Consider the following 14,734-nt stretch of genomic DNA (forward strand, 5'->3'; position numbering starts at 1 on the left):
CTCACAATCCTGCTGCGGCGAGCATCGCGCTCGCGCCCTTCTCGGCCTCGTCGGCGTGCGCGTTCATCAGGCGGAACAGCTCGCGGCCGGTGCCGAGCGCCATCGGCGGTTCGGCGGCATGCGGGCGCGCGTCCCATTCAGCGGCATCGACCAGCGCCTGCAACACGCCCGCCTCGGCATCGAGGCGGACGACATCGCCGTCGCGCAGCTTGCCGATCGGCCCGCCGCCCAATGCCTCGGGCGAGAGGTGGATCGCACACGGCACCTTGCCGCTGGCGCCCGACATCCGCCCGTCGGTGACGAGCGCCACGCGAAAGCCACGGTTCTGGAGCACGCCGAGCGGGGGCGTCAGCTTGTGCAGCTCGGGCATGCCGTTGGCGCGCGCGCCCTGGAAGCGCACCACCACCACGACGTCGCGATCGAGCTCGCCCGCCTTGAAGGCTTCCTGCACCTCGGCCTGCGTGGCGAATACGCGGCACGGCGCCTCGATCACCCAGCGATCGCGCTCGACCGCCGAGACCTTGATGCACGCGCGCCCCAGATTGCCGGCAAGGATGCGAAAGCCGCCTTCGGGCGAGAAGGGCGCGTCGAGACGGCGCAGGATGCTGTCGTCGCCCGGCGCCTGCGGCAGCTCGCGCCACAGCAGCGTTTCGTCCTCGACCGCGGGCTTCATCGCATATTGCGCCATGCCGCCCTCGGCGATGGTGAGGATGTCGCCGTGCATCAGCCCGCCGCCCAGCAGCTCGCGGATCACGAACGGCGGGCCGCCGGCATCCTCGAAGCCGTTCACGTCGGCCGATCCATTGGGATAGACGCGCGCCAGGAGCGGCACGACCTTCGACAGGCGATCGAAATCCTCCCAGTCGATGACGATGCCTGCCGCGCGCGCGATGGCGGGCAGATGGATGAGGTGGTTGGTCGATCCGCCGGTGGCGAGCAGCGCGACCGCGGCGTTGACGATCGCGCGTTCGTCGACGCAGCGGCCGAGCGGGCGGTAGTCGTCGCCGTCCCAGCCGATCTGCGGCAGCCGCTGCACCGCCGCGCGCGTTAGTTCCTGGCGCAGCTTCGTGGTGGGGTTGGCGAAGGCGGCGCCGGGCACGTGAAGGCCCATCGCCTCCATCATCATCTGGTTCGAATTGGCGGTGCCGTAAAAGGTACAGGTGCCCTTGCCGTGATAGGCGGCGATCTCGGCGTCGAGCAGTTCCTCGCGCCCGACCTTGCCTTCGGCGAACGCCTCGCGCACCGCCGCCTTGGCTTTGTTGGCGAGCCCCGATCGCATCGGGCCGCCGGGCACCAGTACCATCGGCAGATGGCCGAAGCGCAGCGCGCCCATCAGCAGGCCGGGCACGATCTTGTCGCAGATGCCGAGCAGCGCGGCGCCCTCGAAGGTACGGTGGCTGAGCGCGATCGCCGTGCCCATCGCGATGGCGTCGCGGCTGAACAGCGACAGCTCCATGCCTTCATAGCCCTGCGTGACGCCGTCGCACATCGCGGGCACGCCGCCGGCGACCTGCGCGGTGGCGCCGGCCTCGAGCGCCCAGACCTTCATCTGTTCGGGGTAACGGTAATAGGGCGCGTGCGCCGACAGCATGTCGTTATAGGCGGTGACGATGCCGATGTTCATCCGCCGCCCGTCGCGCAGCATGTCGCGCTGCTCGTCGGTGCCGGCATAGGCGTGCGCCAGATTGGCGCAGCCGAGCTTGGGCCGGTCGCCCCCCGATGCCCGCGCCGCCTCGATCAGATCGAGATAGGCGGCACGCCCCGGCTTCGAACGTTCGATGATCCGGTCGGTGACGGCGGCAAGCTCGGGATGCAGCGGCATCAGGCGCTCCAGTGGATGTCGACGGGCAGCTCGGCGTCGGCGAGTACGCGGCCGATGGGATAGGGCGAGCCTGCGCCCTCGGCGATCGCGGCTTCGATTACGTCGCGCTTGGCCTGGCCGGTGATGGCGATCATCAGCGCCTTGGCCGACACGATCGCCGCACGCGACAGGCTGACGCGCGGCACCGGCGCGTCGGCGGGCATCGGATCGGGCATCACGCCCAATGCGCGGCGATCCTTGGGGCCGTTCAGCGCCTCGTCGAAATCGGGGCCGGGGAAGATCGAGGCAGTGTGCCCATCGCCGCCGACGCCCAGCAGGCACAGGTCGAGCGGCCAGTGCAGGTCCTGCAACCGCGCGTCGGCGGCGCGGCCCGCTGCCTTGTAGTCGTCGGCCTTGTCGCTGGTGATTGGGAACACGCGCGCGCCCTTTGGCACGAACAGCTTGCCGATCGCGGTGATGTTGCTAAGCGCGTCGCCCATCGGCACCAGCCGGTCGTCAGTGGGCACGATCGTCACGCGCTTCCAGTCGAGCTTGGCGGCGGCCAGCTTCTCATAGGCGGGGAAGGGCGTCTTGCCGCCCGCCAGCGCGATGACGGCGCTGCCGCGCGCGTCGATCGCGCTTTCGATGACGAACTGCACGTCGCCGGCAACGGCATCGGCCAGCTCGGCCGCGTCGTCATAGTCCCACCATTCGATCTCGGTCATATACTCGCTTTCCTATCGTTGCCCGTCGAACGAGACGGACGCGGGATCGCTCCCGGCTATTCGTTCCAGGTGACGCCGTCGCGCTCGGTGAGCGCGACGCTCGCCGAAGGCCCCCAGCTGCCCGAGGCATAGGGCTTGGGGCTGACGCCGGCTGCCTGCCAGCCGGCGCGGATCGCGTCGATCCACTGCCACTGCGCCTCCACTTCGTCACGGCGCACGAACAGCGTGGGGTCGCCCTCGATGAGGTCGAGCAGCAACCGCTCATAGGCGATGCGCCGGCGCGTACCGGCGAATTCGGTATCGAGGCCCAGATTGAGCGGCACCTCGCGCAGCCGCACGCCCTCGCGATCGAGCCCCGGCTGCTTTGCCATCACCAGCAGGCGTACATATTCCTCGGGCTGGAGGCGGATGACCAGCGTGTTGGGCTGGAGCGCGCCGCCGCGCTCGGCGAAGATCGAATGCGGCACCGGCTTGAACTGGATGACGATCTCGCTGCGCCGCTCGGGCATGCGCTTGCCGGTGCGCAGGTAGAAGGGCACGCCCTGCCAGCGCCAGTTGTCGACATGCGCCTTGATCGCGACGAACGTCTCGGTGCCCGATGGCTTGCCGAGCTCGTCGCCATAACCGCGCACGATCTCGCCCTTTACCGCACCGGGGCCGTACTGGCCCGTTACGGTATGCGCGGCGGCATCGCCATTGGCGATGGGGCGCAGCGAGCGCAGCACCTTGACCTTCTCGTCGCGGATCGCGGTGCCATCGAAATGCGCGGGCGGCTCCATCGCGACCAGCGCTAGCAACTGGAGCATATGGTTCTGCACCATGTCGCGAAGTGCGCCAACTTCGTCATAATAGCCGGCACGACCTTCGAGGCCGACGGTCTCCGAAATGGTGATCTGCACGTGATCGATGCCGCGCGCGTTCCACACCGGCTCGAAAAGCGAGTTGCCGAAGCGCAGCGCCAGGATGTTCTGGACCGTTTCCTTGCCCAGATAATGGTCGATGCGGAACGTCCGCTCCTCGGGGAAGGCGGCGGCGACGATGTCGTTGATCTCGCGGCTGGAGGCCAGATCCTTGCCCAGCGGCTTCTCGAGGCCAATGCGCACCTTTTCGCCCGCAAGCCCCGCCGATTCGAGCCCCTTGATGGTAGGGCCGAACAGCCATGGCGCGGTGGAGAGGAAGATGGCGAGGCCGCCCGAAATATCGCCGAGCTTGCGTGCCAGATCGTCGAATCCCTCGATCGTCGAGGCATCGAGCGGCTGGTAGAACAGCCGATCGAGAAAGCCGGCGATCGCCTCGGCATCCTTGCGCTCGTCGGGCAGGTGCGTATCGAGCGCTTCGCGCGCGAAGCTGCGGAAATCGTCGTCGCTCTGTTCCGAGCGCGCGGTGCCGGTGATCGTCAGCCCCTCGGGCAGCAGGCCATCGGCATGCAGCCCGTAGAGCGACGGCAGCAGCATCCGCTGCGACAGATCGCCGGTGGCGCCGAACAGCAACAGCTTGCCCACCGCGTCGCGCATGCATTTCTCCTTCCCGATCGTTGCGTGCGACCTAGCCGATGGAGCCATATGCGCAACCCATGCATAGCTATGCGGCTGCGCAGCCGAGCGCGTTAGAGGCGCAGTCCCGCCGCGGGATCGAGCCCCGCCATGATGTTGAGATTCTGCACCGCCGCGCCCACCGCACCCTTGCCCAGATTGTCGAGCGTCGCGATGAGGCGTGCCTGGCCGGCCTCGGCATTGGCGAAGACGCGCAGCGTCAGCCGGTCGGTGCCGGCATCGGCCTCGATATCGATCGCACGCATGTCTTCGCTCGCGACGCGCACGATGCGCGAATCGCGATAGGCGTCGCGCCACGCCGCCTCGATCGCCTGTGCCGAGGGCTTTCGCGGCAGCGCGTGCAGCGGCAGCGGCACCTCGATCAGCATGCCGCGATGCGTGCGCACCACGGCGGGCTGGAAGATCGGCGGATGGGCGATGCGCGCATGGCGCTGCATCTCGGGCAGGTGCTTGTGCGCCAGATCGAGCGCATAGGCGCGATGCGCGGTCGTCGCCTCGCCATGTTCGAACGCCGCGATCATCGAACGCCCGCCGCCCGAATATCCCGATGCGGCGTTGACGCTGAGCGGCCAGTCGTGCGGCACCAGGCCCGAGCGGATCAGCGGGCGCACCAGCGCCAGGAAGCCGGTGGGATAGCAGCCGGGATTGCTGACGCGCGATGCCTCGGCGATGGCCTGTGATTGTGCGGGCTCGAGCTCGGCAAGACCGTAGGTCCAACCCTCGGCAACGCGATGCGCGCTCGATGCGTCGATCACGCGCGTGTCCGGGTTCTCGATGAGCGAAACCGCTTCGCGCGCGGCATCGTCGGGCAGGCACAGAATGACGAAATCGGCGTCGTTGAGCGCGCGTGCACGCGCAGCGCGGTCCTTGCGATCGGCCTCGGACAGCGTGACGATATGGAATTCGTCGCGCCCCGCCAGCCGCTCGCGGATCTCGAGCCCGGTCGTGCCCTCGGCACCGTCGACGAAAAGCTGGCGGATCACGCGAGGCGGCCGATCGCCACCGGCGCGCCGAAGCGCGGATCGCCGGCGAGCGAACCGAGGCTGGCGCGCCGTACGCGGCCATCGGCAATCACGACCGTATCAGAATCGACGAGGATGCCCGCGGAGTCGGCGAAGAAGGCGATCGCACCCGGCGACGGCTCGCACGGCGCGAGGGCGGCGAGTTGCAGGTCGCGAAAGCGCGGAACGGCAAGGCCGGCAACGTCGTGCGCCAGAAACACCAGGCCATCGGCGTCGACCCCCGCGCCCGAACGCCCGCCGCGCCGCTCCGCGATGCCGGAGATGCTTGCCGCGGCCGTCGCGATTGCCGAGGCGCCGGGCGTGCGTGCGACCAGCTCGCGTACGCATTCGGCCGCGACATAGCCGTGATCGGTGAGCAGATGTGCGCCACGTTCGCCAAGCGCGGCGATGCGGCTGCCCATCGGCAGCGTGCCGAGGATCGCGGCGTTGATATCGGGCGCTTCGTGCAGCGTCGCGGCCGGTGCTACGACCATGTGCGTGGGCGGTGCGTAATCGCCGAGCTTCGCGATATCGGCATAGCCGACGACGCCATCGACCGACGCTATGCCCCAGCCGCGCCGATCGACTTCCTCGAGCAGGTCGAACGCTTCGCCCGGCAGCATCTCGGAGAGCGCATCGCCGCGCTGGTCGGCATCGGCATGCAGCGCCGCGATGCCCAGCACCGTGCGCGCGACCGGAGCGGCGTAATGCGGCGCGAAGATGCGGTCGGCGAGGCGGATGTCGGTGAGGTCGGACCGCGCGGCGTCGAACCGGCGGTCGATCGGGGTCGATCGGCCGATCAGAGCGTGGCGCGCGGGCAGGCGGTCAGGCGTGGGCGCGCCGGCGGATGCCGGATTCGCCGATCCGGTCGTCGCCAAGGAAACCCCTGAATTCTGCAAGAAAGTCCGCCCCTTCCGAAGTCTGCGCGACGAAGATGTTGCGCTTGTCGCTGTCGTCGCGCTGCCGGCGCAGATAGCCGAGCGCGCCGAGCCGGTTCAAGGCGCGTGTCACCACGGGCTTCGATACGTTGAGCGCACGCGCGAGTCCACGCACGGTATGCGGACCGGGTTCGAGATACACGAGCATCAGGAGCGCCATCTGACGATTGGTGAGATCGGGCTCGCCCGACCGGACATAATCGACCAATGTACGTTTCCAGGACGCGAGCGAGGGTGGGCTGATCGCATTCACTGGCGAAACTCAAGCTGTTACAGGCCCGCAAGCATCGGGACTTTCTGGGGGTTGAAACGCCGCCGAAGCGAAGCGGTTTCGCCGCCGTTCAGAAATGTTACAGATGTGACCGGCCGCAGCGCCGGTTGATCGTCGGCGCCGCCCGGACTATGTGGCGCGCTTGCTCGATCCGGGGTTGCGAATTCCCAATGCTGTTTACGTTTCTGCTCGTCGTCCACGCGATCATCGCCGCGCTGCTCGTCACCGTCATCCTGATGCAGCGTTCCGAAGGGGGCGGGCTCACTTCGGGCGGCAGCCCCGGCGGGCTGATGTCGGCGCGCGGCGCCGCCGATTTCCTTACGCGGTCGACGGCGGTGCTCGCCGGCCTGTTCATCGCGATGAGCATCGTGCTTGCGGTGATCGCCGCCAACCGCGGCGGCACCGATGCGATCGATACGTCGCTCGCACGTCCCGGCACTTCGGCCGCGCCAGCGGCACCTGCGCCCGGCGCGCAGCCGCTTGACTCGCTGGGTGCAGCCGCAGGCAATGTCGCCGCACCGGCGACGCCGGCCGACAACGCCGCGGTGCCGCTCGCGCAATAAGGCGCACCGACCGATTTTTTCGCCCGCGCGCGGATTCGCGCGCTTGTAGTGCATCGCTTTTCGACGGTAGGCCCCTTCTCCCATGGCGCGGTATATCTTCATCACCGGCGGCGTGGTCTCGTCGCTCGGCAAGGGTCTCATGGCGGCTAGCCTGGCGGCGTTGTTGCAGGCGCGCGGCTATCGCGTGCGCATCCGCAAGTTCGATCCGTATCTTAACGTCGATCCGGGCACGATGAGCCCCTATCAGCATGGCGAGGTCTACGTCACCGACGACGGCGCCGAGACCGATCTCGACCTTGGCCATTACGAGCGGTTCACGGGCGTCTCGGCGCGCCAGTCGGACAACATCACTTCGGGGCGCATCTACCAGACGATCATTCAGCGCGAGCGGCGCGGCGACTATCTGGGTGCTACGGTGCAGGTCATTCCGCACGTTACCGACGCGATCAAGGCGTTCGCGACTGCCGAAACCGACGATCTCGATTTCGTGCTGTGCGAGATCGGCGGCACCGTGGGCGACATCGAATCGCTGCCGTTCATCGAGGCGATCCGCCAGCTGCGCAACGATCTCGGGCGCGGTAACTCGATCAGCATCCATGTGACGCTGGTGCCGTATATTGCCGCCGCGGGTGAACTGAAGACCAAGCCCACGCAGCATTCGGTGCGCGAGCTGGCGGCGCTCGGCGTGCAGCCCGATGTGCTGGTGTGCCGCTGCGAGAAGCCGCTGCCGCAATCCGAGCGCCACAAGATCGGCTTGTTCTGCAACGTGCGGCCCGAGGCCGTCATCCCCGCGCTCGACGCGCCGAGCATCTATGCGGTGCCGCTGCAATATCATGCCGAAGGCATCGACCATGAAGTGCTGCGCGCATTCGACATTGAGCCCGGCGACGCGCCCGATCTTTCGCGCTGGACCGAGATCGTCGATCGGCTGACCAACCCCGAGGGCGAGGTGACGGTGGGCGTCGTCGGCAAATATGTCGGGCTTCAGGACGCCTACAAGTCGCTCAACGAGGCGCTGGTGCATGGCGGCATCGCCAACCGCGTGAAGGTCAACATCCGCTGGATCGACGCCGAATTGTTCGAAGGCTCCGAGAGCGAGGTTACCGCCGCGCTCGAGCCGTGCCACGCCATTCTGGTGCCCGGCGCGTTCGGCGAGCGTGGCGCCGAGGGCAAGATAGCCAGCGTCCGCTTCGCACGCGAACGCGAGATACCCTATTTCGGCATCTGCTTCGGCATGCAGATGGCGTGCGTCGAAAGCGCGCGTGATCTGGCCGGCATTCCCGACGCTTCGTCGACCGAGTTCGGCGCGACCGAGCAGCCCGTCGTCGGCCTCATCACCGAATGGATGAGCGAGAAGGGGCTAGAAAAGCGCGACGCGTCGGGTGATTTGGGCGGCACGATGCGGCTCGGCGCCTATCCGGCGAAGCTCGCGGGCAACAGCGTCGTCGCGTCGATCTACGGCGGCGCGGAAATCTCCGAACGCCATCGTCACCGCTACGAAGTGAACACGCATTATCGCGAGGCGCTCGAAAAGACCGGGCTGGTATTCTCGGGCATGTCGCCCGACGGCACGCTGCCCGAAATCGTCGAGCGGCCCGATCATCCGTGGTTCGTCGGCGTGCAGTTCCACCCCGAGCTGAAATCGAAGCCGTTCGATCCGCATCCGCTGTTCGCGAGCTTCATCGAGGCGGCGGTGCGCCAGAGCCGCCTGGTCTGACCGCCGGCGCGGCGCTCGCGCGTCGGGAAATGGTGCCCCTGGCCGGACTTGAACCAGCATGCCTTTCGGCGTTCGATTTTGAGTCGAATGCGTCTACCATTTCGCCACAGGGGCAGCGCGGGCTCGCTAGCTTACCCGTTCGCCAAGAGCAAGTTGCGGGTCAGGTGAACGCGTAGTCAGTCGCCGTCTGGACCTTTGGAGCGGCGCCGAAGCGATTCCCGCCACGCCCGTCGGGCAACGCCAGGACGACGATGATCGCCAGTGGCAGGATAGTGTCGAACTTCGGCAACCGGCTGAACGCGCGGGTCGATGCTCAAGCTTCGGCCCCGGCCTCAAGCCTTGAACGTCAATCAGTTGCGCGGCGACTGGCGGCGATAGGAGATCGCTTCGGCGATATGCACGCGCCCCACCTGCGTCGCGCCGGCCAGATCGGCGATGGTGCGCGCGACGCGCAGGATGCGCGTATAGCCACGCGCCGACATGCGCATTGCCGCCGCCGCATCGGCGAGCAGGCGGCGGCCGGCTTCGTCGGGCGTCGCGCTGGCTTCAAGCGCCTCGCCGTCGGCTTCTGCGTTGGTGCGTATGGCGGTGTCGCGATACCGCGCGCGCTGGACGTCACGCGCGGCAGCGACGCGTGCGGCAACTTCGGCCGATCCTTCGGCGGGCGGCGGCAGCGTGAGATCGGCAGCGGAGACGGCGGCGACCTCGACATGCAGGTCGATCCGGTCGAGCAGTGGCCCCGATACGCGCGCCTGATAATCGGCGGCACAGCGCGGCGCTCGGGCGCAGGCGAGCGCGGGATCGCCCAGATGGCCGCAGCGGCAGGGGTTCATCGCCGCGATCATCTGCACCCAGCTTGCGGGGCACGTAAACTGAAACGCAACGCCCGAGTGCGAGGACGCACCCATGAGCCAATCCGCCTTAATCTATGCCCGCTATTCCACATCGGAACAACGCGGCTTCTCGATAGAACGTCAGCAAACGCTGGGTGCACAGTTCGCAGTTGAGCAGGGTTGGACAGTCGAGAAGATGATTGCCGACGAAGGCCGAAGCGCCTTTCACGGCGCGAACAGGTATGAGGGAGCGTCGCTTCACAAATTTGAGATCGAGGCGAGGAACGGGCTTCATGCCAAAAAGGTGTTGGTGGTCGAGAATATCGACCGGCTCAGCCGTCAGGGAGCTAAGGCGGCCGCGCAGCTCATCTGGGGCCTGAACGAGAACGGCGTTGATGTAGCAACTTACCATGACCAACACATTTATCGGGCCAATGGGTCGGGTGAGATGCTGGACATTTTCAAGCTGGTTATCCTCGCCCAACAAGCGCACGAGGAAAGCAGCAAAAAGAGCAAGCGCACCGCAGCGTCATGGCAGAAGCGGTTCGAGAGGATTGCAAACGGCACGCAGACCGCACCAATCCCCAACACCCCGCTTTGGGTAGATCGCGTCCTCGGCAAGATGGTGCTGAACGAGCACCGCGTCAAAGTGCTCAACGAAATTTACGACCTCTACATCGACGGTGTGGGCATCCATAAAATCGTAACGATTCTCCACGACCGCAATGAGCCTAGTTGGACGCCGCCAGAGCAGCGGCGCGGTAACAATGGATGGTTCTACAGCTACATCTATCGGCTGCTCACCAAACGCACGGTGCTAGGTGAATACGCCACGAACGACGGCAAGATCATCGCGACCGACTTTTGGCCCCAAGCCGTCACGGCGGAAAAGTGGAACCGGGTGCAAGCTGCCCTCGCCGTGCGGAAAAGCAACCGGAAGAAGGAAACGGGCAGCTACAACCGCAATTTGCTGCAAGGCATAGTCGTCTGCGACCAGTGCGGCGGCGGCGCGCACTTCAGACACCAGATCGACAAGGGACAGACCTACACCAAAAAGAGCGGCGAGGTGGTGACCTACAAGCGCAACGATCACCGTCGCCTGCGCTGCGACCGAGCCCGCCGCAAACATGATTGCGACAACGGCACGATCCTCAACTACGATGTGGTTGAGGCAACCGTGTTGGACGAGATGTTGCCGCAGCTTGTGGACCGGCGGCTTGAGGACACGGGGATTAAGGAAGCCCGCGAACGCATTGCCGAATTGGGAAGGCTCAGAGACGTCAATCAGAGCAAGCTCAACAATCTCATCGAAGCGCTGGCGGATGGCGGCTCCAAGTCGATCGTGCAGCGCGTCGCGGTGTTGGAGGCTGAGATTGAGGAGTACGCGGGACAAATCGAAGCCGCGCAACAGAATCTAGCTGTCCAGCTTTCTCGACCCTCGCACTATGACGATACGACCCTGATTGAGTTGGTGAGGGAAGAGATCAACAGTGAACGGGATGAGGTTCGGACCTACGCCCGTGGTCGCGCCAACATGGCCCTGCGCCGTCTGATTAAGCGCATTGCGATCAAAGCCGATGGAACATTCAGGATCGAGCCCGACGACTACTCGTGGTGGTTGTTCGATGAGAAGGGCACGATGCTGGAGGGCGCCTATGTGCCCAGTTGATCATCATCATCGGGTCTTGGAGCGCCTGATTCAGGCCAGTTTCACATCAACTTTCCCTCTTCAAGCCGGCAGCCTGCCCGCCACCGGTTTACGCGCTTCGGTTGTACAGCCCCTCTCTTGCCCTCCGAGCGTCATAGAGGGTCTATGCGCGCATCCTGCTACCTGTTTGCACTCATCCTCAAACTAGCCCTCAGAGGGGCGCATTTTCCTCTTAACACCGATGCTCAGCATCGATCGGTTACTCTCTGGGCGCCCAAAAAGCCGACCAGCCTTTTCCTGAGGAGCTCTTCATCAACCGTTTCGCAGTCCCAGATGGTGAAAACTTCCCAGCCATCCTTTTGAAGCGAAGCGATATGCTGGGCGTCACGTTCGACATTGCGATCGAGCTTGGGCGTCCAATAGTTTGTGTTGGATTTGGGCCGACGAGCGTCTGAGCAGTCAGCGCGATCATGCTGATGCCAAAAGCACCCGTGAACGAAGATCACCTTGCGGCGCGCCGTGAACACTAAGTCGGGCTTTCCTGCGAGGCCTTTGACATGCACTGCATACCGATAGCCGAGCCTGTGAAGCATCCGCCGGACGACCAATTCCGGCTTGGTATCCCGCGAACGGATTTTGCTCATGTTGACCGACCGGCGGGTCGCTGACAGCTTGTCCACCATGCCTAAGTCACCAGCCTCCAAGTCTAAGGGTCTCGATCACGTCGCATTGGCGATTCTCGACCTGCTTCGCACTAACCCAGCTGGGCTCGACATTGAGGAGATCAAGGCCGGTTTGACCTATGGCGGCACCCATACACATGTGGATCGGCGCCTCCGCAGCCTGAGAAAGTATTACGACATACCGGGTAAACGCCACGGCGGCCGCTTTATCTACATTCTGGGCGAGCAGAAAACGGGGGAGACAGATTCCGGTGCTGTCTCGGGCAAGCTGCGGGCGCAAGTTCTCGGCCTCGCTAAAGGCCGCTGTCAGATGTGCGGCAAAACGATCGCCGAGGATGGCATCAAGCTACAGGTCGATCACAAGGTGCCGCAGGATTGGGGTGGTCTGACGGTACTCGAAAACCTGTGGGCCATCTGCCTGGACTGCAATAATGGCAAGCAGGCCCATTTCGCCAGCTATGACCAAGATGAAATGACGGCGTTACTGAAAATCGAATCCGTGCACCTTCGCATCGCGACGTTTCTCAAGATGCACATTAACGAGGACGTGGACAGCAATATGATCGAGTTCGTGGCCAACGCTAAAGAGCGCCAGGAGGACTGGCAAAAGCGGCTGCGAGACCTCCGCTATCCGGTCATCGGGCTCAAAATTTCCACCGGGCGCTACCAGACGCCTCAGGGGTTCACGCGAAGTACCTACCGACTCGAGAACTGGCGCGATTTACCCCACGATCATCGGCAGCTGATTCGGGCTTGGGAGAAGAAAGTGAATCGGCCAGCTCTCACCGCCAAGCTGGGGCTCAAGAACGTCCAACCCTGATTTCAAAGGCTCTGGCAATGTCGTGCTCGGCGTCGTTTGCCGGTGCGTGAGAAATGAATTCGCTTGGTCCCACCTCGCCCAAGCCCAGCCGATTGATGATCGCAGCGTCGTATTTCCCTGAGAGCAGCAGGATGCCTTCACGGGCCAGCAAATCGCGCGTTCCCCGTCCACCGTCTGCACGAATGCGCCGCATGAAGTCCTTTTGCCGAGCGGTCGCTTCGATAACGTCTCGCGGGATGGCCCGATCCTGAACCTCGCGGAATAGAGCCATGACTCGCTCATTGCCGGTCGTCTGAGAGGCTATCGCGACTGCCGAAGCGTGTGGGATCGTGCGCCAGAAATTTGGTTGGAGCGGATGGCCATTGAGTAACCAGAGAATGTGACTAAAGCCCGCTGCCGACACCGTACGCTTTTGGTCCTGATTGGTGCTCAACGAGAGATAAGCGGGATCGGCTATAAAGAGCCCGAAATAGCAGCGCGCCCGTTCCTCGTCAGCCGCTAGGAGCAGGCACGGATGGTTGATAACCTCTTTGGGCATCATCCAATTGCCACCGATCGTGAACTTTACGTCCGCGTCACGCCCAAGGATCAGGAGATCGAGCCGCCCCTTTGGCAACCTGAAGAACGCCCGGATCATGATTTCGACGCGGGTGCCAATGTAGGTTTTCTCGGTTTTCTCCAGTTCCTCGTAGGACCGTCGCCCCGTGCGAGGCGTCTGGATCACGTCGTCGATCGTCTCGCGGAGTAAACTGGGAATCTCGCGTTCGATCGACGCCATTCCACCAGCGCGAGAGACTAACTCATTCTTGATCGCGGTAAGCTGGTCGTAATGGGTATGGCCCCGAATGACCTGACTTGATGGCAACGAAACGCGCAACGAATCTTCCTCCCCGGCGGAGAAGAAGATGGTTCACGCTTGGGATTTTGAAAAGGGCTATGCCCTCGCCCGGTTAATGCGTCGTGCCGACAGCACGTCATTAACCCGCTGCGCCACGGCGCGTGCAACCGGCGGCGGAAACGCATTGCCGACCTGACGATAAGCCGCCGTCTTCCGACCCACGAACTTCCACTCGTCGGGGAAGCCTTGGAGGCGAGCGACCATAGGAACAGTTAGCCGCGGCATACCCACAAAATCCCGCTCGGGCGCACTATCACCAAGGCTCAAGCCGTTGACACCAAGCGACGCCCACGCCTGCTTTGCGCGCGTTGGACCGAGATCAGGACCGCCGTGCTTCTTTGACCCACCCACAAGTGTCGGCGCAATCTCATCGGCGCGCAATTTCCAAGCGGAAGCGCCGCGCCAGCCTTTCTCGGCCATAAGATCGTGAAGCACTTCGCCAACCGAGAGCGGGTTATGAGTGTCCGGCTCGGGCCAATCGAACAGGTCTGCCTGATCGGATTTGATCGCGACGATGATGACGCGAGGTCGAAGCTGCGGGACACCGAAGTCAGATGCGTTGAGCAGACGCCAATCGGTCGTGTAGCCGAGCGCCTTTAGCTGCTTCTTGAGCCCTTCGCGGTAGTCCTGAAACACCGCACTCAAAAATCCACGCACGTTCTCGATCATCACAGCTCGTGGACGGATAGCGTCGATTATATCCAGCGCATCCGGAAATAAATTACGTTCATCTCGCGGCCCAAGCTGCTTACCCGCGACTGAAAATGGCGGGCATGGGAGGCCGCCCGCAACCAAATCAACACCCCGAAAGTCGGCCGCGCGCTCCTTGAAGAGCCGAAGATCCTCCTCGAAAACACTCCACGCCGGCCGATTTGCGCGCAATGTTTTGCAGCAATCAGGGTCGATTTCCACCAGCCCCTGGTGCTCGAATCCAGCCTGTTCAAGCCCAAGCGCCTGGCCGCCTGCGCCAGCGCACATTTCCAACGAATTCAACATGTTCCCCTCGCAGGCTTTCGGCTCCGCCGATCTTAGCTACTCGACACGGCCGTGTCATGCCCCGATTGATTGTTCCCAGTACGTTCTTGTTGGTGGAAAGCAATCCCAATCACGTACCGCGGCGCGGCGATGAGCTAATTTATTGACTCACCTACTATCTCCACAGCGGCTTGACGGGACGAGAAGGAAACCTGCGGCGGCCAAGGGCGCTTGCTCCTGACCACGATATGCGCTTCCGCCATGTTCAGCGTCAGCAGCAGGCGCAGTGCCCGATAGTGATGTTCGGT

Annotated in this window: 13 protein-coding genes, 1 tRNA gene and 1 pseudogene; 4 read left to right on the top strand and 11 right to left on the bottom strand. The window is 64.3% G+C overall.

What is annotated here, in order from left to right; genetic code table 11:
- Position 1: 1 nt before the first annotated feature.
- The 6 genes from edd to FBR43_RS05430 form a co-directional block, all read right to left on the bottom strand.
- Positions 2-1,822 carry a phosphogluconate dehydratase gene (edd, locus tag FBR43_RS05405; RefSeq protein ID WP_136942202.1) on the bottom strand — a complete coding sequence of 607 codons (1,821 nt, stop codon included), beginning with the start codon at positions 1,820-1,822 and terminating at the stop codon, positions 2-4.
- Positions 1,822-2,526, bottom strand: a complete 705-nt coding sequence (gene pgl, locus FBR43_RS05410) for a 6-phosphogluconolactonase (RefSeq protein WP_136942203.1) — start codon at positions 2,524-2,526, stop codon at positions 1,822-1,824. Before pgl ends, edd begins: the two co-directional genes overlap by 1 nt.
- A gap of 56 nt (positions 2,527-2,582) precedes the next feature.
- Positions 2,583-4,040 (bottom strand): glucose-6-phosphate dehydrogenase, encoded by a 1,458-nt coding sequence (gene zwf / locus FBR43_RS05415; protein ID WP_136942204.1) that lies wholly within the window; start codon positions 4,038-4,040, stop codon positions 2,583-2,585.
- 92 nt (positions 4,041-4,132) lie between these two features.
- On the bottom strand, positions 4,133-5,062 hold the full coding sequence (gene argC, locus FBR43_RS05420) for an N-acetyl-gamma-glutamyl-phosphate reductase (protein ID WP_136942205.1): 930 nt from the start codon (positions 5,060-5,062) through the stop codon (positions 4,133-4,135).
- Positions 5,059-5,958, bottom strand: coding sequence for an SH3 domain-containing protein (locus tag FBR43_RS05425; RefSeq protein WP_136942206.1), 900 nt, complete (start codon positions 5,956-5,958; stop codon positions 5,059-5,061). The genes argC and FBR43_RS05425 overlap by 4 nt, the downstream gene beginning before the upstream one ends.
- Positions 5,906-6,226, bottom strand: a complete 321-nt coding sequence (locus FBR43_RS05430; protein ID WP_394344010.1) for a MarR family transcriptional regulator — start codon at positions 6,224-6,226, stop codon at positions 5,906-5,908. Before FBR43_RS05430 ends, FBR43_RS05425 begins: the two co-directional genes overlap by 53 nt.
- Positions 6,227-6,462: 236 nt before the next feature.
- Between FBR43_RS05430 and secG the strand changes: the two genes are divergently transcribed.
- On the top strand, positions 6,463-6,852 hold the full coding sequence (gene secG, locus FBR43_RS05435) for a preprotein translocase subunit SecG (protein ID WP_136944049.1): 390 nt from the start codon (positions 6,463-6,465) through the stop codon (positions 6,850-6,852).
- Between the two features lie 82 nt (positions 6,853-6,934).
- Entirely contained in the window at positions 6,935-8,569 is a 1,635-nt protein-coding gene (locus FBR43_RS05440; protein ID WP_136942207.1) for a CTP synthase, read from the top strand.
- A gap of 30 nt (positions 8,570-8,599) precedes the next feature.
- Here FBR43_RS05440 and FBR43_RS05445 read toward each other — a convergent pair.
- Positions 8,600-8,683 (bottom strand) — tRNA-Leu (locus FBR43_RS05445).
- A gap of 236 nt (positions 8,684-8,919) precedes the next feature.
- Positions 8,920-9,438: pseudogene (locus FBR43_RS05450) on the bottom strand (magnesium chelatase subunit ChlI family protein); the annotation flags it as partial.
- A 37-nt stretch (positions 9,439-9,475) separates the two neighbouring features.
- Between FBR43_RS05450 and FBR43_RS05455 the strand changes: the two are divergent.
- Positions 9,476-11,071 (top strand): recombinase family protein, encoded by a 1,596-nt coding sequence (locus tag FBR43_RS05455; protein WP_136942208.1) that lies wholly within the window; start codon positions 9,476-9,478, stop codon positions 11,069-11,071.
- 224 nt (positions 11,072-11,295) lie between these two features.
- Here FBR43_RS05455 and FBR43_RS05460 read toward each other — a convergent pair whose 3' ends face one another.
- Positions 11,296-11,733, bottom strand: coding sequence for a very short patch repair endonuclease (locus FBR43_RS05460; RefSeq protein WP_136942209.1), 438 nt, complete (start codon positions 11,731-11,733; stop codon positions 11,296-11,298).
- Positions 11,734-11,779: 46 nt separating this feature from the next.
- On the opposite strand from FBR43_RS05460, the gene FBR43_RS05465 reads away from it, so the two are divergent.
- Positions 11,780-12,553 carry an HNH endonuclease gene (locus FBR43_RS05465; protein ID WP_169542509.1) on the top strand — a complete coding sequence of 258 codons (774 nt, stop codon included), beginning with the start codon at positions 11,780-11,782 and terminating at the stop codon, positions 12,551-12,553.
- Here FBR43_RS05465 and FBR43_RS05470 read toward each other — a convergent pair.
- Together FBR43_RS05470 and FBR43_RS05475 are read right to left on the bottom strand one after the other, a co-directional pair.
- On the bottom strand, positions 12,534-13,331 hold the full coding sequence (locus FBR43_RS05470; RefSeq protein WP_212611895.1) for a NaeI family type II restriction endonuclease: 798 nt from the start codon (positions 13,329-13,331) through the stop codon (positions 12,534-12,536). The genes FBR43_RS05465 and FBR43_RS05470 overlap by 20 nt on opposite strands.
- A gap of 156 nt (positions 13,332-13,487) precedes the next feature.
- A complete protein-coding gene (locus tag FBR43_RS05475; RefSeq protein ID WP_136942212.1) occupies positions 13,488-14,447 on the bottom strand; it encodes a DNA cytosine methyltransferase in 960 nt (319 codons plus the stop codon).
- Between the last annotated feature and the right edge of the window lie 287 nt (positions 14,448-14,734).

Source organism: Sphingomonas baiyangensis, assembly GCF_005144715.1.
GTDB classification, from domain to species: domain Bacteria; phylum Pseudomonadota; class Alphaproteobacteria; order Sphingomonadales; family Sphingomonadaceae; genus Sphingomonas; species Sphingomonas baiyangensis.

What these genes read in the sequence shown, in the direction of transcription:
- zwf (WP_136942204.1), bottom strand. Translation starts at nt 4,040, where the DNA reads ATGCGCGACGCGGTGGGCAAGCTGTTGCTGTTCGGCGCCACCGGCGAT.
- FBR43_RS05455 (WP_136942208.1), top strand. Translation starts at nt 9,476, where the DNA reads ATGAGCCAATCCGCCTTAATCTATGCCCGCTATTCCACATCGGAACAA.
- pgl (WP_136942203.1), bottom strand. Translation starts at nt 2,526, where the DNA reads ATGACCGAGATCGAATGGTGGGACTATGACGACGCGGCCGAGCTGGCC.
- FBR43_RS05460 (WP_136942209.1), bottom strand. Translation starts at nt 11,733, where the DNA reads ATGGTGGACAAGCTGTCAGCGACCCGCCGGTCGGTCAACATGAGCAAA.
- FBR43_RS05440 (WP_136942207.1), top strand. Translation starts at nt 6,935, where the DNA reads ATGGCGCGGTATATCTTCATCACCGGCGGCGTGGTCTCGTCGCTCGGC.
- FBR43_RS05475 (WP_136942212.1), bottom strand. Translation starts at nt 14,447, where the DNA reads ATGTTGAATTCGTTGGAAATGTGCGCTGGCGCAGGCGGCCAGGCGCTT.
- edd (WP_136942202.1), bottom strand. Translation starts at nt 1,822, where the DNA reads ATGCCGCTGCATCCCGAGCTTGCCGCCGTCACCGACCGGATCATCGAA.
- FBR43_RS05470 (WP_212611895.1), bottom strand. Translation starts at nt 13,331, where the DNA reads ATGGCGTCGATCGAACGCGAGATTCCCAGTTTACTCCGCGAGACGATC.